This window comes from Myxococcales bacterium (assembly GCA_016703425.1).
GTDB lineage: Bacteria > Myxococcota_A > Polyangia > Polyangiales > Polyangiaceae > JADJCA01.
The window spans coordinates 245060-263980 of sequence record JADJCA010000012.1 but is presented as its reverse complement, the minus strand read 5'-3'; the positions used below and the strand labels follow the sequence as shown (position 1 = coordinate 263980).

The window sequence follows — 18921 nt, the reverse complement described above, 5'->3', positions numbered from 1 at the left end:
GGTTCTCACGAACGCTTTACGTTTCAGGGCGATAGCGAAGCGATGCGCGGCCGGCGCTCAAGGCGCAACGGCGCCACCAATGCGTCTCAGGCGTCGCCCTTTGGTCGGCGGACACCTGGCGATGGCGCCGTGGCGACCGCGCTACGGCGCCAGCTTGCACGCGAGCGCGTGCGTCTTTGGTGAGCTCATGAACGGGCCATAAGACGAAAACTCGAGAGCAGAGCGAAAGGCGCCAGTTGGGGCCACCGGCAACGCGATCTTCACGTCGTTGTCGTAGAGGTCTCGCCCCTTGAACGTCACCGTCTCCCCTCGCCCATCGCTGCTCAAGACGAAGATTCCTTGAGGTGATTGCCCCTGGAATTGTCCATCCTTCGGCGTCACGCGGAGGAGCACGCGATGGCCGGGCTCGCGGCGGGAAAGGTCGAGCTTGAGCTTGAAGGCCTCCGTCTCACAACTTACGCGCGCGTCGCCGGGGCGGTCCGGGTCCACGCGGTCGAGGACGAACGTTTCGCCATCTTCGTTGGCGAGCGTCAAGCCATCGGCGCGCTTCTCTTTGATCACGAAGTTGAGCTCGCTCGGATCGGAACACTCGAACTTGAGATCCTTGCCGGTGATCTTGAAGGTGCCGAGACAGGCTCCGCTCACGCGTGAGGGCGAGCCGGGGTAGTCGAACTGGAACCGCACCGAGTTCGGCGGCGTTCGTCCGACGGGGCGCTTGGTGTCGATGCCGATGCTCATCTGCGGCACCCAGTCGTGAGCGGGTGCTCGTGCGCCCGGCGGAGCAACATAGAGCGCCTCGTCGAGGGTCACGCCGCGCGACTCGCCTTCGTCTTGGGCTAGAGCCCCTTCGGGCGGCGCGTCACCGCAAGCCGCGAGCGTAAGCGCCGAGGCGATCAGGAAGCACTTCTTCATGCGCGCGAGGAGAGCACGATGCATGCCGAGGGAAAGCGGGGCCTAAAGTCCCCACTGACGCCGCCGCTGCCCATCGAGTGATCGCGAACCGCGATCCCGGAGGTCGCCTAGAGACGCTCGAAGGTCTCGTCGTAGTCCGACGAATACAAGGCCCCGCGCACGACGAGGGTCGCGCCGTCGGTCTCATAGGTCCACGTGGGAACGCCGCCACCTGACGGAGCGGGGCAGGTCTGCTGAAGGAACAGCTTGTTCGTTCCCGACTTCGTAAACGTGTACTCAAAACTGAGCAACGTTCCGAACCCTGCAACGGAATACGTGATGGTGGAGCCTTCGACGCGTATGCCCTTGGATGTGCCGACGGTCACACTCCCCGTCGAGCCGTAGCGATTTCGAGCCGTGAGTTTGTAGTCGCCATCCACGAGGGCGCCCCCCGCGAGCGTCGGCGCGAACCCCGGCTTCGAATACGACGTCGTGACCGTTCCCCGCGGGGCGGATTTGCAGCTACCGGCCTCGGCCGGCGCCGCGTCGACCTTCGACGCGTCTGGCATCGAACACGGGAACGGCCAGCATGAGGCGGCATCGAGGAGCCCGGCGGCGCCGGCATCCGACTCGTCGGGCTCCACGGCTGTGCTCGCTTCCCTCTTCGCATCGGAACGCGCGTCCTTGCCGCCATCTCGGGTGGCCGATGCCGCCGGCTCAGACTCCGGCTCCTCGTCGACGGTCACGGCTGGAGTCACGGGCCCCTGAGCCGCATCGAACGAAGTGCCGCCCGAACACGCCATCCATGTTGTGCCCAGCGAAAGCGAGGCGAGAAACGCAAGGCGGGTATGGGCGGCGCGGCTGTTCATCGGGGACTTGGACGGCAGCGCGAGCTGCCGATTCTTGCCCCTCGGGATAGTCCACTGCCGCCGACGGCGCCGGTTAAACCGGGCGCCGTCCATGGATCGGCCCGTGCCCGACGCGCTCTCCATTCCACCGGCTCAAACCCAGATCTCACGAGAAAAAGGCTGCGGGGAAGGTGGTCCGGTGTGTGCAGTAAGAGCACCCATGCTTCTCCGCAAACACTCCGTCGCCTTCTTGCTAGGCCTCATGGCCGCCACCACGTCGCTCGCGTCCGTCGCGTGCTCGTCCTCCTCCGAGGAGGACACGGATACCGGTGCGCTCGTCGACGAACCGACAGCCTCAGGCTTCGAGATGGACCTCGCAGCGGTCAACGCCAAGTGGCCGGCTGCTGGCTTCGCGGCGGAGAAGGCCGAAGACGTCTTCAGCGTGCTCGTGCAACTGGAGAACGGGAAGAGCTTCCGCGCCAACACGCACCTCTTCACCAAGAGCGTCAACGTCATTCCCTACGCGAACCCGGACATCGAGGCCTCCGTCGCTGGCGCGACCGACGGCCGTGGCGACGCGGTCATCGCGCAGTACATCCAGCCCGGCGAAGTCGGCCTCATGATCAAGCACCACCGCCCCGAGCACCGTGTGCTCGCGCTCGGCGGCGGCGGCCCCGAGATGAAGGAGAACTTCAAGCTGCAAGACACCCACATCGGAATCATCGTGGGCGTCGAGCGCAACGGGAAGCCAGGCGCGATCTCGATCAACAACCCCAAGGGCTACGAGAGCGGCGCCTTCGGCAAGGATCACTACCCGATGGTGTTCGTCAAGCCGACGTTCCCCGCCGGCGTCGATGCCGCCACCCAGAAGCTCTACGTCGACAACATCCGGTCGATGGCCGTTCTGTTCAACACCGTCTCGACCTTCCCCGGCGACTACAACGGCGGCGACCCCCTCGCCGCGCACGCCGGACGAAATCAAGCGCCACGTCGCCATGATGATCAAGGCCATCGGCGGCGACACCAACGCGCAAGCTTGGTTCACGAAGCCTGAGAACCTGATCTACTGCGCCGAGCTCGCCGAGGTCGCCTTCAGCGCCGGCATCCTCGTCCCCTTGACCAAGTCGGCGATCGTCGGACTCGATGGCGATGGCTTCAAGATCAACGAAGCCGATTGGTCCGCCTTCGAGCGCGCTGTCTCGACCGGTTGGCCCTTCGCCGCCGCCGGCACGCCGAGCGCCGACACCACGCCGCCCAACGCGCGCCTCGCTGAAGTGGCTCAGTACAAGCCCGACTTCGCCGCCATGAGTCGCCTCCGTCCCATCAGCGAGCTGGCGGCGCTCCCCAAGCGAGCCGACGGCTTGCCCGCGGCGGGTCTCGCCTTCGAACCGATGACGATGGCCGACATCGTCCAGCAGTTCTTCCGCACACACATCCCGCGCGCCCCGGAGCGGCAGCGCGGCAGCGTGGGCGCCCCGGCCAACATGAGCCTCGAAGGCATGGGCGAGGAGGTCGCGCCGATTCAGCAGATGGTCCTCGTGAAGATGGAAGAGGGCCTCTACGAATCGATGAAGATCCCCAAGGAGGGTCAGGGCAGCGAGCAGCGTCAACGCAAGATCGATGACGGCTCCCTGATGGAGCTGCCGAAGAAGTTCGCGGAGCGCGCCATCACGCCGCAAGACTTCACGGTCAAGGATGTGTTCGACGGCTTGGTCAAGATCATCGGCGTCAAGTACGGCTCGTACACGGAGTTCCAGAAGGCGCTTCAACCCTGGCTCCTCGTCGCGCGCAAGGTGACGAGCCCCCGCGCGAGCAAGACCGGCGACGGCCTCTTCTCACCGCCGAGCCTCTACCACTCGGTTGCCCAGCGCGACGAGCAGGGCAACTCGGGACACCCGGGCGGCTACCTTGGCCTCCAGTACCTCGGCCACGGCGTGCACTACACGCTGGTCAAGCAGAGCTCCCGCGTGTCCACGCCCGCGGCGGAGACACCGGCGGCCGGCGGCGGGGCAGCGCCCGCGCAGCAGTCGGACCGCAAGGCGCCCGCGGGACCGCCGGCGAACCCCTTCGGCAACCCCTGATCAAGCGGCGACGCCGTGCGCGCTCGATGGAGCGGAGCACGGCCTCGCCAAAAAAGACTTCACTCAGAAGCGGGCGCTCTTTGCGGAGGGAGTGTCCGCTTCGCCTATTTTGTCGCGGCGGCGCCGCTATCGCTGCATCTTCGTGCACAGTACACCTACCGCGTGCGCGACGTCGCGGGCCGAGCTGAGCCCCGCGAAGGAGTGCGCTCCAAACATGCGAGGCAGAAGCGGCCGGGAGCGCGGATCGACCGAGAGGGCGAAGACGTCGACGCCGCGCTCCTTGGCTTCGCGCACCGCTTGCCTCACGTCTCCGATGCCGTGACGGCCTTCGTAGCGGTCGGTGTCGGTGGGCTTGCCGTCGGAGAACAAGACGATCACACGCCGCTGCGCCCCGGCGCGCTCGAGGACTCGCGTGGCGTGGCGGAGCGCCGGCCCCACGCGGGTGTAGCCGCGCGGTTCTAGCGCCGCGAGCCGCTCGAGACCTTTCTGAAGCGACTCCTTGAACGCCTTGATGGGCGTGAAGCGGCAGTCCTCGTGAGAGAACGAACAGAACGACGCCATGGCGAGCTCATCGATGAGCCCCTCGAAGGCGAGGCCGACGATCGTCGCAGCGTCGCGCTCCACATCGAGAACCCGCCGATTGGCGACCCACGCGTCCGTCGAGAGGCTCCCGTCGATGAGAAGCAGCGCCGCGAGCGAGGGCCCCCGGCGCCGGCGAGAAACGTAGAGGCGTGTTGCGCCGTCGTGTCCTGCCCGCAGCGCAGCGCTCCGCTCGACGAGCGCGTCCAAGTCGACGTCGGGGCCGTCGGACTGCCTCGTGTGCCAACGACGAGCCGCGTCGATGCGAAGAACGCGAGCCCGTGTCTCGCCGACGGCTCGTCGCTCGTCGCTCGCGATGCGCCGGCGCAGCTCCACGCCTCCGCTCGTCGTTCCGCGCGCGGCCTCGACGGTCACGGCGCAGTGGCGGGCCAGGTAGCGCCGTCGGCCCGAGTCCCATTCGTCGTAGCAGAGGCCCGGCCCGCGGTCGGTCCTCGCTTCGGTGCTTCCGTCGAACACGAAGTCACTGCGGTACACCGAGCGGGTGCGCTCGCGCGACAAGACGACCTCGTCGGGGTCGAGCGCATCGAGGGCCGCGAGCTGGTCGTCGAGCTGGTCGCTCCCGTCGGCGCGCTTGTTCCCTCCCTTGTGCTCCTCGGCCGTGTGAACCTTCTCGAAGGAGTGAGTGAACGGGTTCTCGCCCTCTTCGTCTTCCGTGAGCCTCCGCTTGCGCGCCGGCGGCGGCCGACGCTTGGCATCCCGCTCCGTCGTGGGGCGCGGAAGGTCGTCGGCGTTCTGCTCCGAGCCCTGCACGGGAGAGGCGGCGCTCCCGGGTCGGAGGTACCCCGCCAGGTCGACGAGCGACAGCGCGCGCGGCAAGCGATCGCGGAGCGCGCCCCATCCCGGGAGCTCCTCGCGAAGCGCGGCCTCGAGGTCCGCGAGCGACGCGCGATCGATTCCAGCCGATGCGCCGTGAGTCAGTCCTGCGCGCACGATGGCGCCCGCGAAGGTCGCTCTCACGAGGAGCAGGCGCTCGTTGTCCTCCCGCGAAGGGAGCGTGGTCACGCGCGCCGGGAGGAGCACGGTGTCGCCGGCTACGCCGCCTCCGTCGTCGACCAGCTCCACTCGCAGATCACGCTCGGCAGCGGCGCCGGCCATCACACGCAGCGTCGCGAGGATGGTCGCGGTGCTGACGGCGCGCGCCTCGATCTCTTTCGACTCGCGGCCGCGCCACGCGCCAATACGACCGTACAGCCACCGGAAGAGCTTCTCGTCGATGCCCACGGCTCAGAAGACCAGCGCGGCGAGCTCGCGCAACGGCTTGACGATCTCGTCGTCGTCCGAGAGCGGCTGCACGATGCCGACGTCGCAGGCGAGCCTAGGAGACATGCCCGCTGCGACGAGCCGTGCCGTGTGGACGAGGAGCCGCGTCGATACGGTCTCGGGCAAGGCCAGCTCATCAAGCGCGCGGATCTTCCGAGCCAGGGCCACGAGGCGCTTGGCGACCCCGGGTTCACAGCGCGACTCGGCGACAACAATCTCGAGCTCAACCTCCGCCGACGGATATTCGAGAGCGATGGCGGCGAACCGTTGGCGTGTGGATGGCTTCAGATCCTTCGCGCCACGCCGATAGCCGGGGTTGAAGCTCGCCACGAGCTGAAACCCAGGCGCCGCGACGAGTCGTTCGTTGCGGCGGTCGACCCAGAGTTCACGCCGATGGTCGGCGAGCGGATGAAGCACGACCAGGATGTCGTCGCGTGCTTCGGCGATCTCGTCGAGGTAGAGCACGCTCCCCTCGCGCACAGCCCGCGTCGCCGGACCGTCTTGCCAAACCGTGTCTCCCCCCTGAACGGTCCAGCGACCCAGGAGGTCCGCGGCGCTGGTCTCGTCGTTGCACGCGACGGTCACGAGCGGCCGGCCGAGCTCCCAAGCGACGGCCTCGACGAGGCGAGACTTTCCGCAGCCGGTCGGGCCCTTGAGGAGGACCGGGAGCGACGCTTTGCAGGCGGCGCGCATGGCGTGCAGCTCGTCGGCCACCGGGTGGTAGTAGGGCTTCGGCCCGCCGTCGATCGCCATGAGCGCCCCGTCAGGCAAGTTGAGGCGCTCCCGCTTCGCCCGGCGCGTCGTCGGTGGCGGTGGGTCCCGTCACACGACCAACGGGGAGGCCCGAGCGAATGAACACCAGAATGAACGCGCCGATGCCGAGGGTGAACAGGCTCGCCGCGAGGATCAGTCCGACAAAGTGGACCTCGATCTCTCGTTGAACGGTCAAGAAGTCCATGCCAAGGCGCCGCTCGAGCACCACCTGCGTGACACCGGCAACGGCGAAGGCCAGCGTCATGGCGATCATGCCGACGTTGGACGTCCAGAAGGCGAACGTCGAGGTCGGCGAGTCGTGGAGCTGTCGCCCCGTCAACTGCGGCAACGCGTAGGCGATCATGGCGAGGACGATCATCGCGTACGCACCCCAGAAGGCCATGTGACCGTGCATCGCCGTCACCAACGTGCCGTGCGTGTAGAGGTTGACTTGCGGAATCGTGTGAGCGAAGCCCAGAAATCCGGCGCCGACGAAGGACATGACGGCGCAGCCCACGCTCCAGAGCAGGGCCATGCGGTTCGGGTGTTTGCGCCCACCGCGCTTCGCCATCGAGATGGCGTAGATGGCCATCGCGAGGAACGCGACCGGCTCAAGGGCGCTGAAGATGCCGCCGATCGCGAGCCAATACCTCGGCGTGCCAATCCAGTAGTAGTGGTGCCCCGTTCCCAGGATCCCTGAGAGGAACGTGAACCCCACGATGACGTAGAGCCACTTCTCGATGACCTCTCGGTCGACGCCGGTGAGCTTGATGAGCAAGAAGGAGAGGATCGCCCCCATGATCAGCTCCCAAACGCCCTCGACCCAGAGGTGAACGACCCACCAGCGCCAGTACGAGTCGTGCGTTTGGTTCGTGGTCGGAATCATGCCGGGCAGGTACAGGAGCGCGGCCATGAGGAGACCGAAGAAGAGCACCATCGACGTCGTCGTCATGCGCTTGCCCTTCCAGACGGTCATGCCGATGTTCGCGATAAACGCGAGCACGTCGACGACGACGAGGAAGTCCAGCGGGCGGGGGATCTCAAGGAACTTGCGCCCTTCCCACCAGTTGAAGTGAAAGCCGATAACGGCGGTCACTCCGACCACAACGAACGCGGCGAGCTGGACCTTCGCGAGCCACGGCCACATCAGCTCCCGCTCACACTCTTCCGGGATGATGAAATAGGCCGACCCCATGAAGCCCGCGAGCAGCCACATGACCAGCAGGTTGGTGTGCGTCGCCCGTGCCGTGTGGAACGGCACGATGCCGTGAAGCACGTCGTAGCCCGCGTGCGCGAAGCCCATGATGAAGCCGTAGACGATCTGTAGGGAGAGCAGGAGCATGCAGGTGGCGAAGAACCACCAAGCGACTCGTTGCGATTCGTAGCGCATCGTCATTCACCTCTTCCCGCCGAGGAACGTCACGAGCTCATCGACCTGCGAGTCGGAGAGACCAAGCTCCGGCATCTTTGAATCGGGCTTCACCGAAGAGGGCTTCTTGAGCCACTTTCGCAGGAACTCAGCGTCGAGACGCGCTCCCACGCCGTCGAGCGGCGGCCCCACGCTCGCCCCCTGCCCGCCCAGCGAATGGCACGCCACACAAATCTGGCGAAAGGCCTGCGGCCGATCGTCCTTGGTGCCTTCGAGCATCGCGTGGGTGGGCGTTGGACCACCGGCGAGCGTGGGCTTCGCCGGAAAGCCGTTCAAGTCGACGCTGCCGGCCCACTTGAAGAACGCCACGAGCGCCGACTTCTCAGCTTCGTCGAACTTGTACTTCTGCATCTTCCGCTGGCCCGGGAACATCGCCTCCGGGTCCGTCAGCATGCTGCGAATGAACGGCTCGCCGCGCCGCTCGTAGACCTTCGTGAGCTCCGGCGCGTAGTAGGCGCCCTCGCCGAGCAGGGTGTGGCAGCCCATGCAGTTGTTCGAGTCCCACAGGTCCTTGCCGTGAGCGACCTCGGCGGTGATCTGGTCGGCGCGCGTCTGTCCGGGAATTTGGCGAAAGGTGTCGACCGTGAGGCCGATGAAGGCCACGGCGCACACGCCGGTTCCCAAGAGGAAGAACGCGCGCGCTTGAGACTTGCTGAGCATGATGGCCTCGCCTGCCGTCATGCGTAGCCCCCGCTGTGCCGGGCCGCGATGATCCAGATCAGCCCGGTGACGTTTGTCTCTCTGATGACTGGGCGCTGGCGGCTACTTCACCTGGCTCGGTGGCACGACGTTCGAAACGGCGGGCACCTCGCGGAGCGCCGTGATGAGCGCCTCCTTGTCGTCCTTGGTGAGGCCCGCGTAATACGACCAGGGCATCACGTAGAGAAAGCGCCCCGCCTTGCCTTTGCCTTCGTCGAAGACGCGGCGGAGGTCGTCGTCGCTGTACGCACCGATGCCGGTCGCCTTGTCGCTCGTGATGTTCGGCGCGATGACGTAGCCCTTGCCCGGCGCGAGCGGGAACTTGAACCCGCCCGCGAGAGCCTTGCCAGGAAGCTTTTCCATGCGCTCGTTGACCGAGTCGTGGCAGTCGTTGCAGGAGCCAACGCGCATGAGCCAGCGACCGCGCGCGAGCTTGTCGGTCACGGGCGGCGCCGGCGGCGGGCTCTGGGTGAGCGGCTTCGGCGCGGCCCTTATGAACATCGACACGGGGAACTGAATCTCGGTGCGGCCCGGATCGCTGGCCAGCGGAGCCAACGTGCGGAGGTACGCGACGATGGCGAGCGCGTCGTCGTCGCTCAGCGTCTCGGCGTACGTCAGATAGGGCATCTGCGGAAAGAGCGCTCGCCCATCCTTGCTCACGCCCTCGCGCATGGCGCGCACCACCTCGCCGTCGGTCCAGTTCCCGATGCCGAACTGTTTGTCGGGCGTGAGGTTGGCGCTTCGGAGCCGGAACGGCGCGCCTTCCCACACGCCAAAGTCGCGGCCCGCGCCGAGCTTGCCCGGCACGACGAGATCGCCGGGCTTGTCGTCTTGCACCGGCGAGTGGCAACCAAGGCATCCGGTGACGTGATCGACGAGGTACTTCCCCCGTGCGATGGCCTCCGGGCTCGTAGGCGCCTTGAGGTCTTGCGCCGGCCGCATCTTCGGCGACAGCACAAAGAACTTCACGACGATGGACAAGACGGCGAGCGCGATGAGCGCCGCGAGGGCGAGACCGATGCGGCCGAGCAGCTTCTTCATTTCTTGGGCGTTCCTGGGTCGAGGGTCCGTAGGTGCGCGATGAGCGCGGTGATCTGTTCGTCGGTGAAGGTGGTGCCAAAGGGCGGCATCGCGCCGCCCTTGCCGTCGCGAATGGTCTGGCGAAGAGCGCCATCGGTCCGTCCAGCGAGGAAGCCTGCCTCGGTGAAGTTCCTAGGCGACGGCCCGCCGTCCCAAACGGGTAGGCCACCGGCGCCGCCCTCGCCATGGCAGCGAGCGCACGTTGCTGCGAAGAGCTCGCGGCCCGTCGGCTCCGCCTTCTTCTTCTCGCACCCCGCGAGCAAGAGTGCGCCTGCGAGCGCGAGCGCGCACGTCGTTCCCCCCACCCTCATGCGTTACGCCTTTATCTTGAGCATGTCCGGGTCGTACATCGGCTTGAGCGACACGCGGGCCGGGTACCTGCGCCCTGCAATGTCGACCTCCCAAGTTCCCGCGGCGAGCCACGCCGGGTCGACGGCCGCACCGCCACCGTCGACCATCGCGAGACCGACCGCGCCACCGAGCGTGTGCCCATAGGACGCGGCGCGCACGTACCCGACGGCCTTGCCGTTTCGGTAGACGATCTCCGCGTGGTAGAGCATCGGCTCAGGGTCGGTGACGAAGACCTGCACGAGCCGCTTCTTGAGCGGGCCTTCTGCCTTCTTGGCCAAGACGGCGTCCTTGCCAAGGAAGCCGCCGGGCTTCTTCAAGTCCACCGCAAAGCCGAGGCCTACCTCGAGCACCGAGTCGGTGTTGTCGATGTCGTGGCCGTAGTCGCGGTAGCCCTTCTCCATGCGAAGGCTCGCGAGGGCCTTGAGGCCCGCGTGCCGGAGACCGAAGCCTTCCCCTCCTTGGACGAGACGATCGTAGACGTGGAGCGCTTGCTCGGTGGGGATGTAAAGCTCGTAGCCGAGCTCGCCCAGATACGTGATGCGCACGCATAGAATTCGCGCGAAGCCGATGTCGATCTCGCGCGCCGTACGAAACGGAAAGGCCTCGTTCGACAAGTCTGACGCCGTGAGCGACTGCAAAAGCTCGCGCGACCTCGGACCTTGGATGTTGATCTGCGCATAGGCCGACGTGACATCCGTCACGAAGGCGTGGGCGCCTTCAGGGATGTGCCGCTTGAGCCAGGTCTCAGCGTGACGATGCGCCGTGTCGGAAGCCACCACCCAATAGCGCTCGTCGTCGAACTTGGTGACCGTGAGATCGGCCTCGAGGGTGCCGCCCTCGTTGAGCCACTGCGTGTAGGTTACACGCCCCGCCTGCTCGTCGACGTTGTTCGCGGAGATGTGATTCAGGATCCGGCCCGCGTCGCGGCCCTGCACCGAGAACTTCGCCATGAACGACATGTCCATGAGGATCACGCCCTCGCGCGCCGCGCGGTGCTCGGCCTCCCAGTTGGGAAACCACTCTTGGCGTCCCCAGGAGAGCTTCTCGACCTTCGCCTCTTGGCCCAGCGGCGCGTACCAGTCGGCGCCCTCCCAGCCGCTGACGTCGCGGAAGTAGGCCCCGCGCGCCGCGAGCCGATCGTAGAACGCGGGCTTCTTTGCGCCGCGGGCCGTCTGCATCGAGCGCGTCGGGTAGTGGCACTGGTAGACCATGCCGAGCGACTCGACGGTGCGCGTGCGACGGTATTCGGGCGTCGACTGGTAGACCTGGAGCCGGTCGATGTTCATGCCCGTGACGTCGACGTCAGGACGACCGTTCAAGATCCAGTGGGCCAAGACACGCCCCATCCCGCCGCCGGTGATGATGCCGATGGAGTTGAGCCCGGCAGCGACGAAGTAGTTCTTGAGCTCGGGCGCCTCGCCGACGATGGGCGCGAGATCCGGCGTGAAGCTCTCGGGCCCGCAGAAGAAGGTCTTGATGCCGACGCTGAGGGCCGACGGCACGCGCTGCATGGCCTTCTCAACGTACGGGCCCATGCGCTCCCAATCGGGCTGGATCTCTCCGAAGGAGAAGTCGTTGGGGATCCCTTCGACCTTCCACGGCGCGCAGATGGGCTCGAAGAGACCGACCATGAGGCCGCCGCCTTCTTCGCGGAGGTAGCCGTACGAGGCCGGGTCCTCGATGACGGGAAACGCGCTGGTGATCCCCGGAAGCCGTTCCGTGATGAGGTAATAGTGCTCCGCCGCTTGCAGCGGCACATTGACGCCGCTCGATTGCGCGAGCTGGCGTGCCCACATGCCGGTGCAGTTGACGACGAACTCGGCCTCGATACTCCCGAACGGCGTTTCGACGCCGGTGACGGCACCACGCTTGCGGGTGATGGCCGTGACGGGCACGCCTTCCAAGACCGTTGCGCCCTTCATGCGAGCGCCCTTTGCGAGCGCCATGGTGATGTCGACAGGATTGCCACGGCCGTCTTCCTTCACGTAGAAGCCCGCGAGCAAGTCGTCGGTCTTCGCCAGGGGGAAGAGCTCTTTCACTTCCTTCGGCGAGATCTCGTGCACGTCGACGCCGCAGTACCGATTGAAGGCCGAGACGCGGCGGTACTCCTCGAGACGATCGGGCTCGGTTGCGAGCTTAATGAAGCCGATGGGCATGAAGCCCGTCGACTGCCCCGTCTCCGCTTCGAGGCGCGCGTACAGATCGCGCGTGTACTTGCGCATCTCCGTCGACGTCTCGGAGGTCGATCCGAAGGTCACCATCAGCCCTGCGGCGTGCCACGTCGTGCCGGAAGTGAGCCGATCGCGCTCGAGCAAGACGACATCGGTGCAGCCCATGTGCGCCAAGTGGTACGCGACCGATGTCCCGATGACGCCGCCGCCGACAACAACAACGCGAGCGCGGGCGGGGAGTTTCGGAGCCGCGGCCGAAGACAATTCCGTCATGGTGGCGGCAGCATACAGCGCTCGTCGCCCGCTTGGGTCGAGCTTTCCAGCGTCCCCGTGAGGTCGCGACCGCGCGCCGGCCGCTACCTTGGCCCGATGCCTGAAGCGCCGCTCGGCGGCATGGCGTTGCCCGACCCGGGCTCGACGACGACGACGGCGCGCGCGTTCGTTGCGGGAGCGACTTTCCTAAGCTGCCCTCAGCTTGGGATCGGGCACCGAGCGTTGGTTGGTTACAGACAGACCGACGCGCCTGCGCCATGGCCGCAGTGGAGCGTGACCTCGGTGCCGGAGTCGGCGGCGGCGGCCGTCCCCGCCAAGCCGCAGTGCGTGGTGCGGCACGCGACGTTCCACGTCGAGTAGTTCGCGACGCAAGTCGCCTGGCAGCTCGCCGGCAGGGTAGGGCCACCGTCGGCAAGGGTTTGCGCCGAGCAGTTCGTCGTCATGCAGCTGCAATAAGACGCACAATCGGCCGCGACGGTCGCAGCGTCGAGGACGACGGCCGCATCCGTGGGAGCGTCCGTCTTCGCATCCTTGGGCGCGTCCGTTGTGGCGTCCTTGGGCGGCGGGATGACGCCCGAGTCTTTCGGGGTCGTCGAAGCATCGCTGCCGATGCCCGACTCGGGCGTGACCGTTCCCCCGGAATCCGACGAGGTCGAACCGCCGCTATCCGTGGTGCTTCCTCCGCCGTCGTCACCGAACGTGCGGGCGGGCGCTTTTTCGTCGTCGGAGCAGCCGGCGTAGGCGAAGAAGCTCGCAACAGTCAGGCAAAGGACAGGCTTGATCATCTTCGTCGACATGGCGCCTCCGCGTTGAAAAGCGTCGAGAACTTCAAGGCGCGAAAGATTCGCGCGTTTTGGAAGGTTCGCTGGAAAGGGCCTCCCAGGCAAGGTCACTTTGAAACCAGGACCCGTGCGACACCGGCACACGCCCGCACCGCAACGAGCGGTTCGTCGCTCTCGCAGCGGCGAATGCAGGGCGCTTCGTAGTCGCGAAGCACGACGCCTACAGGCTCACGCTTCGTCGGGCCGAGGAGGAGACTTCCCTTCTTCACTGACAGCATCCGGCTCCCCTTGAGTCGACCGGTGCTCGTCTTGTGCTCCTTCGACCACGTGACCTCGCCGCCGCCGCCGCTCAGCAAGGCCTCTTGGATCCAACCGACGACGGACGTCTCCGGATGCACGAGCCGCACGAGCGCGAAGCCGCTCTTCTTGGGCCCCAGGCGTTGGAAGCGATGCGCACCGTCGCCATCGGGATAGGGCGTGAGCTTCGCGATGGGGCGCCTCGCGGCGTCGGACTCGGAGTAGATCGCACCCTCACCGCCGGTAAGCTCGGCCTGGTACTTCACCGTCTTCGTCTCCGACGCGCCCGCCGACGCCGTGGCAGCCTCGGGACGGAACGCGTGACCGAGCTTCACGCGACGCGCAAAGCCCTCTCCCGAGAGGCCGATGGACTCGAAGCGCACTTGGTCGACGGCGTTGAGGCTGCCCAAGACGGTGAGCGGCGCGCCTCGGCTCACGCGCACCCCGGGCTCCGTGTCGCTATGGGTCTCCGGTGGCGTCGTCTTTGGCGAGAGGACCACCGGCTCGACGGCCACCATCCTCAGTTGATGCGAAGGAACGTAGGCGGCGATTTGATTCTCCGCGTCACGACACAGAACGCGGTAGGGCCGAGTGCCAGACGCCGCCTCGATGATCGGCGGCTCGTACTCGACGGACTTGTCGGCCTCCGCGTCCTCCTCCTTGACGGGCGGGAACTCGACGTAGAGCCGACCGGCGCGAGCCACGCGCACACGCTCCGGGTATTCGACCTCGATGCTCGCGTTCGCAAAGGCGAACGGCGGGAGCTTGGAGCGGTCGACAGTGGGCGCTGCCGATGCGGGCGATGCGGCCGACGACGGCGCCGTCTTGACGGGCGACGCGGAGGCAGCGGCCGGCCCAACGGCACGCGGCGCAACCTCAGGGCCGCAGGCAACGAGCAAGCCAAGGAGCGCCAGCCGTGAAGGCCAGCGGACCGCGACACGGTGGGTCTGCATCATGGAAGGCAAGATACCCAAAGGAGACCGACGACCGGGAAAACCTGGCTGCAGGAGCAGCCGGCAACCACCGTGGCGTGTGCCGCCCACGGGACGCAAAAACTCGAAAGCTCCCCTCGACGACAAAGGGCCCGGTGCTAGAGCCTGCTCGGGCGAATTGCGCCCGGCTGATCCCGCGAAAGCCCGGGATTTTGCGCACTTTGCGCCTGGGAGGGTCGTGCTGGCCTACAGCTATGAACAGTGGCATTCGCGGCGCTACCTTGAGGCTCGTGAACGCGAGCGGCAGCCGTCGGCGTCGGGAGCCAGCGGCAAGACCCGTCCTCTCGACGAACGGCTCCTCCTGGCCGGAGGCCTCGCGACCTACCGCGATCAAGACCGCCTCGGCGAGGACGCGGCGCTGCTCCGCACTTATGGCTATCGGCTCTACGTCATCGACGGCTCGCGCTTTCTGACGAGCGGCGCCTTCCACGGCAAGGTTCGCCTGATGCTCGACCACGTCGGCCGCTACGACGAATCGCTAGCCGGCTTCGCCGGCGCCCTCCGCGAGCTGCCGCTGTCATCGACGGGCCGAGCGGCCATTGTCTTCCACCACTTCGACGTCTTCGCGCGGCAGTGCCGCACGCTCGCGAGCGAGGTACTCGCGGCCATCGAATCCGAGTCGCGGACGCACCTTCGCTACAAGCGGCGGCTCGTCACGTTGCTCTCCTGCAGCACGCTGGGCTTCGACGCCTTGGGCACGCCAACGCGCTTGGTACACGGACCGGAAGCCGCGCCGCCTAGCTCCGGGGTTCGCGAAGCGCCTTTCAGGTGGCGTCGCGTGGACGACACGCTGCAAGACGAAGACTCCGTGATCGACGTCGTCGCGTAACGCAAGCCTCACGCAACCGCGGCGTGCTCATCGCTCCTCGAACTCGTAGGGCGCGGCGTCGGTGGTCACGACGAGTGTCCAGTCGAGCGCGTGGAGGCGCACGAAGGTCGCGAGCTTGCGCCCCTCCGTGACGCGGCCGCTCTTCTCTCCGCGAGCCACGGCGGCGCGAACCTGCTCCATGTCGAAGGGGTTCAGCTTGATTTTTCGGTTCTCGTAGGTGCCAGGCGCCATGCGGAGGACCTTCGCGTCGGACGAAAAGACGACGTCGCCGCGTGCGTTCAAGATCGACGACGTGCGGAAGCCGGCCACGTCGACGCGCGTTTCGGGCAAGAGATCTTCGATGGCGAGGAGCGCCGCCGCGACGCCGAAGAACTTCCCAGCGCCGTCGTAGAGCGGCACAGAACACGAGACATTCAGGCTCCCGCTGGAAGCGCCGGGGTAAGGCTCGCCCCAGACCTTGCCCTTTTGGTGGGCCGCGACGCGGTACCACGAGCGCTTGCGCACGTCGTAGTCATCAGGAAAAAAGGCGCTGCCCGGGTAGATCGCCAAGAGCCCCGACTCGAGCCCGATGGCCGACCACATGATCCGAGCGCCGGCGCGCGCCCGCTCGACCTTCGCCTCGAGCGACGACGCGAGGACGTCATCGGCGCTGCTCGACCGCGCGGTGGTGTGGATCAGCACGCGCTCGAAGTCCCCCACGCGTTGCAGGTCGAGGGCCAGCTCTTTGCCCGTGGCCGCGGGCGCCAGCACCGTGACCGGGTGCAGAAAGGTGATGCGCTGCGCGTAGCGATCGGACCAGGCCGTCGGGACGAGCTCCGCCGCCAAGTCTTTGGTGGTGTACGCGCGGCCCGCCGACGTCGGCGCCGCGCGGCGCAGCTCGCTGGTCGAGGCGCCGAGCGAGCTCACGAGATCTTCGATGTCGGCGAAGCGCGCCTCGAGGGACCGAGCGGTCTCGGCGACGCGGCCCGTCAGCGTCGAGAGCCGATCGCTCTGGCGTGCAGCGCGCTTGCGATCGACGAGCTGACGTTGCAGGTTCGTGAGCATCAGCGCGGCGGACACCATGACGAGGCCGAGCACGACGGCCAGCACGAAGAGCGGTCGCTTCTTCAGCCGGCGCCAAACGCTGCCGACGCGGCTGTCGGGCAACGCCGAGACCTCTTCGTCGCGCACGAGGCGTCGGACGTCTTCGGCCAACGCGCGCACGTCGGGGTAGCGGTCTTCGGGCCGCATGGCCGTCGCGCGCGCCACGATGGCGACGGCCGCCGCCGGGATCGGCAGGCCGAACTTGTGCACCATGGGGCGGCGCTCGTTGGCGAGCGCGTTGGAGAGCTGCGTCTGCGCCAAGACGCCCTCGCGCGCCGGCGCCAGCGTGAAGATCTCCTGGAACAGGAGGCCGAGCGCGTATTGGTCCGACGCGGGCTCGGCGGCAAGCCCCCTCGCCTGCTCCGGCGCCATGTAGGCGAGGCTTCCCACGATGTCACCGGCAACGGTGTCTTTGGTGATGGCGCGCGAGACCACCTCGCCAGACTCGAGCTCCAAGAACTCGGGGGGCCCCGTCTCGATGGTGTCGGTCAACAGCGTGCTGGCGTCGCCGACCGGCGCGAGCACCTTCGCGACGCCCCAGTCGGTGACGTACACCTCGTTGTGCGCGCCGAGCATCACGTTTTCGGGCTTCAGGTCTCGATGCACGACGCCGCGCGCGTGCGCGTAGTCGATGGCGTCGCAAACCTTGAGGAAGATCTCGAGGCGTCCGCCGAGCTGCCACATGGCCGAATGCGAGCGATCTTTGGTCGTCGCGCAGTGCTCCAGGAAATCCGCGAAGGATGGCCCGTCGATGAGGCGCATCGCGTGGGCGGGCACGCCCTTCTCGTTCACGACGATGCCGTAGAAGGGCAGGATGTTGGGGTGCTCAAGCTGGGCGGCGACCTGGGCCTCGACGACGAAGCGGCGTAGCTGCCTTCCCGAGGTGCGACGCAAGAGCTTGATGGCCACGGCGCGACCCAGCCGACGATCGCGTGCACGATACACGGTTCCCATGCCGCCGCGGCCGAGCTCGTCCATCACGACGTAGTCTCGCTCGAGGCGCCCCGGGAGCTTCCCATCGCGAAGCGCGGCCTCCACGATGGCGGGGTTGCGAACGACACGCTGGGGCAAGTCCGCCGTCTCAACGTCCGACGGGCCAGCGGGCGTGGGCGTGGGCGGTCGCGACGAGGTGCGAACGTCGTTGGCCGGGCGGCCGTATTCGCCACTCATGCGCCCCGCGGCCTGCCCGTCAGAGAGCACGACCGGGAGGGTGGGTGTGGTGCGTCCTAATGCCTTTGCCATGGTGGTGGGGCCCCCGAGGCCACACTCAGCATCGCTCGTGCCTGCCCGCAACGCGTTGAAAGCAAAGGCTCGACGACGGCTTCGTGGGGCATCCCACATGGCGTCGCTCGGATCCTCGGCGGATGTGCGCGGCTATCGCCGCGCGGAGGCGCGCCACCTGCATTGCCGCATGCCGACTCAGAGGCAGCCTGGAAACGCGATATAGATTTGCGATGAACGTTCGCTTCCTCTTGGTCCTAGCCGCGGGGCTGCTCGCCGCGTGCGGCGGTGACGAAGGCTCCAGCAGCGCGACGTCCGCCGATGGCGGCGCACCCAAAGGCCCCGGCGCCGGTGGGCCCCACGACCGGAGCGCCGGTCGCCGGCAACGCTCCTGTCGTGAGCGGCTGCAGGATCTTCCCCGACGACAATCCTTGGAACCAAGACGTGTCGGGAGCGCCGGTCTCGTCGAAGAGCGCGGCATACATGGCCAAGATGGCGCCGACGGCGAAGCTCCACCCCGACTGGGGCACGACGGCCGAGGGCTACGGCATCCCCATCTCTGTGGGCTCGGGCGCACCACCGGTGCCCATGACGTGGACCACGAGCTGGGGTCCGCGCGAGAGCGATCCTTTGGCCTGCCCGAGCGGTGGCGGCGCCTTCTGCTACCCGATCCCAACGAACGCGAAGGTGGAAGGCGGCGGCGATCGCCACGTACTCTTCCTCGACACGGCAGGCGCTCCGTCGAACTGCACGCTCTACGAGCTCTTCGATGCGCAAGCCTCCGGCGGCGGCTGGAGCGCGGCCAACGGTGCGATGTTCAAGCTTGGCTCGAACGCGCTACGCAAGGACGGTTGGACGTCGGGCGATGCCGCAGGCCTTCCGATCATGCCCGGGCTCGTCCGCTACGAAGAGCTCGCTTCAGGCACCATCCGCCACGCCATTCGTTTCACCATGTCGCAAACGCAACAGGGCTACATCCACCCGGCGACGCACGCCGCAGGCAAGGCCGACGTGGACCTTCCGCCGATGGGGCTCCGCGTGCGGCTCAAGGCCAGCGTGAACATCACCGCGCCGCCGGAGGGCACAACACTGGTCGCCGCCTTGAAGAAGTACGGAATGCTGCTCGCCGACAACGGCTCGAATTGGTACTTGAGCGGCGATCAGAACGACGGATGGGCCAAGGCGTTGCCAAACGTAAAGAAGGCGCTCGATCAGCTCCATGGGAGCGACTTCGAGGTCGTCGAGACCGGCGCCGTGAGCGTGGCCGGGCTCGACTGAGCG

General features: G+C 67.1%; 15 protein-coding genes and 1 pseudogene. 4 read left to right on the top strand and 12 right to left on the bottom strand.

The features are described 5' to 3' along the window. Window positions 1–141: 141 nt before the first annotated feature. Entirely contained in the window at window positions 142–936 is a 795-nt protein-coding gene (locus IPG50_24020; protein ID MBK6695250.1) for a hypothetical protein, read from the bottom strand. 83 nt (window positions 937–1019) lie between these two features. Continuing rightward, entirely contained in the window at window positions 1020–1760 is a 741-nt protein-coding gene (locus IPG50_24015; protein MBK6695249.1) for a hypothetical protein, read from the bottom strand. A gap of 199 nt (window positions 1761–1959) precedes the next feature. Here IPG50_24015 and IPG50_24010 point away from each other — a divergent pair, with 199 nt between their 5' ends. Further along, window positions 1960–2793 (top strand): hypothetical protein, encoded by an 834-nt coding sequence (locus tag IPG50_24010; protein ID MBK6695248.1) that lies wholly within the window; start codon window positions 1960–1962, stop codon window positions 2791–2793. Beyond that, a complete protein-coding gene (locus tag IPG50_24005) occupies window positions 2735–3820 on the top strand; it encodes a hypothetical protein (protein MBK6695247.1) in 1086 nt (361 codons plus the stop codon). The genes IPG50_24010 and IPG50_24005 overlap by 59 nt, the downstream gene beginning before the upstream one ends. A 126-nt stretch (window positions 3821–3946) precedes the next feature. On the opposite strand, the gene IPG50_24000 is transcribed toward IPG50_24005, so the two are convergent. The 9 genes and pseudogenes from IPG50_24000 to IPG50_23960 form a co-directional block, all read right to left on the bottom strand. Next, window positions 3947–5641: a VWA domain-containing protein gene (locus IPG50_24000; protein MBK6695246.1), complete on the bottom strand. Its 1695-nt coding sequence runs from the start codon at window positions 5639–5641 to the stop codon at window positions 3947–3949. A 3-nt stretch (window positions 5642–5644) separates the two neighbouring features. Next, window positions 5645–6433, bottom strand: a complete 789-nt coding sequence (locus tag IPG50_23995; protein MBK6695245.1) for a CbbQ/NirQ/NorQ/GpvN family protein — start codon at window positions 6431–6433, stop codon at window positions 5645–5647. Window positions 6434–6443: 10 nt separating this feature from the next. Beyond that, window positions 6444–7823: a cbb3-type cytochrome c oxidase subunit I gene (locus IPG50_23990; GenBank protein MBK6695244.1), complete on the bottom strand. Its 1380-nt coding sequence runs from the start codon at window positions 7821–7823 to the stop codon at window positions 6444–6446. A 6-nt stretch (window positions 7824–7829) separates the two neighbouring features. Further along, the gene (locus IPG50_23985; protein MBK6695243.1) at window positions 7830–8522 is read right to left on the bottom strand and encodes a c-type cytochrome; all 693 of its coding nucleotides are present in this window, start codon (window positions 8520–8522) and stop codon (window positions 7830–7832) included. Window positions 8523–8624: 102 nt separating this feature from the next. Further along, complete coding sequence (locus IPG50_23980; protein MBK6695242.1) at window positions 8625–9602, bottom strand: c-type cytochrome; 978 nt, start codon at window positions 9600–9602, stop codon at window positions 8625–8627. Further along, window positions 9599–9952, bottom strand: a complete 354-nt coding sequence (locus IPG50_23975; GenBank protein MBK6695241.1) for a cytochrome c — start codon at window positions 9950–9952, stop codon at window positions 9599–9601. Before IPG50_23975 ends, IPG50_23980 begins: the two co-directional genes overlap by 4 nt. A 3-nt stretch (window positions 9953–9955) precedes the next feature. After that, a pseudogene (locus IPG50_23970) lies at window positions 9956–12403 on the bottom strand (FAD-dependent oxidoreductase). A gap of 263 nt (window positions 12404–12666) precedes the next feature. After that, entirely contained in the window at window positions 12667–13233 is a 567-nt protein-coding gene (locus IPG50_23965; GenBank protein ID MBK6695240.1) for a hypothetical protein, read from the bottom strand. A gap of 92 nt (window positions 13234–13325) precedes the next feature. After that, complete coding sequence (locus IPG50_23960) at window positions 13326–14471, bottom strand: hypothetical protein (GenBank protein ID MBK6695239.1); 1146 nt, start codon at window positions 14469–14471, stop codon at window positions 13326–13328. Between the two features lie 214 nt (window positions 14472–14685). On the opposite strand from IPG50_23960, the gene IPG50_23955 reads away from it, so the two are divergent. After that, window positions 14686–15336, top strand: coding sequence for a hypothetical protein (locus tag IPG50_23955; protein MBK6695238.1), 651 nt, complete (start codon window positions 14686–14688; stop codon window positions 15334–15336). Window positions 15337–15363: 27 nt separating this feature from the next. On the opposite strand, the gene IPG50_23950 is transcribed toward IPG50_23955, so the two are convergent. After that, the gene (locus IPG50_23950) at window positions 15364–17619 is read right to left on the bottom strand and encodes a protein kinase (GenBank protein MBK6695237.1); all 2256 of its coding nucleotides are present in this window, start codon (window positions 17617–17619) and stop codon (window positions 15364–15366) included. Between the two features lie 309 nt (window positions 17620–17928). On the opposite strand from IPG50_23950, the gene IPG50_23945 reads away from it, so the two are divergent. Continuing rightward, a complete protein-coding gene (locus IPG50_23945; protein MBK6695236.1) occupies window positions 17929–18918 on the top strand; it encodes a hypothetical protein in 990 nt (329 codons plus the stop codon). Window positions 18919–18921 lie beyond the last annotated feature (3 nt).

Bases quoted from the DNA above. Each gene is read 5' to 3' on its own strand.
- IPG50_24020 (MBK6695250.1), bottom strand. From the start codon at position 936: ATGCATCGTGCTCTCCTCGCGCGCATGAAGAAGTGCTTCCTGATCGCC.
- IPG50_24015 (MBK6695249.1), bottom strand. From the start codon at position 1,760: ATGAACAGCCGCGCCGCCCATACCCGCCTTGCGTTTCTCGCCTCGCTT.
- IPG50_24010 (MBK6695248.1), top strand. From the start codon at position 1,960: ATGCTTCTCCGCAAACACTCCGTCGCCTTCTTGCTAGGCCTCATGGCC.
- IPG50_24005 (MBK6695247.1), top strand. From the start codon at position 2,735: ATGATGATCAAGGCCATCGGCGGCGACACCAACGCGCAAGCTTGGTTC.
- IPG50_23995 (MBK6695245.1), bottom strand. From the start codon at position 6,433: ATGGCGATCGACGGCGGGCCGAAGCCCTACTACCACCCGGTGGCCGAC.
- IPG50_23990 (MBK6695244.1), bottom strand. From the start codon at position 7,823: ATGCGCTACGAATCGCAACGAGTCGCTTGGTGGTTCTTCGCCACCTGC.
- IPG50_23985 (MBK6695243.1), bottom strand. From the start codon at position 8,522: ATGCTCAGCAAGTCTCAAGCGCGCGCGTTCTTCCTCTTGGGAACCGGC.
- IPG50_23980 (MBK6695242.1), bottom strand. From the start codon at position 9,602: ATGAAGAAGCTGCTCGGCCGCATCGGTCTCGCCCTCGCGGCGCTCATC.
- IPG50_23975 (MBK6695241.1), bottom strand. From the start codon at position 9,952: ATGAGGGTGGGGGGAACGACGTGCGCGCTCGCGCTCGCAGGCGCACTC.
- IPG50_23965 (MBK6695240.1), bottom strand. From the start codon at position 13,233: ATGTCGACGAAGATGATCAAGCCTGTCCTTTGCCTGACTGTTGCGAGC.
- IPG50_23960 (MBK6695239.1), bottom strand. From the start codon at position 14,471: ATGATGCAGACCCACCGTGTCGCGGTCCGCTGGCCTTCACGGCTGGCG.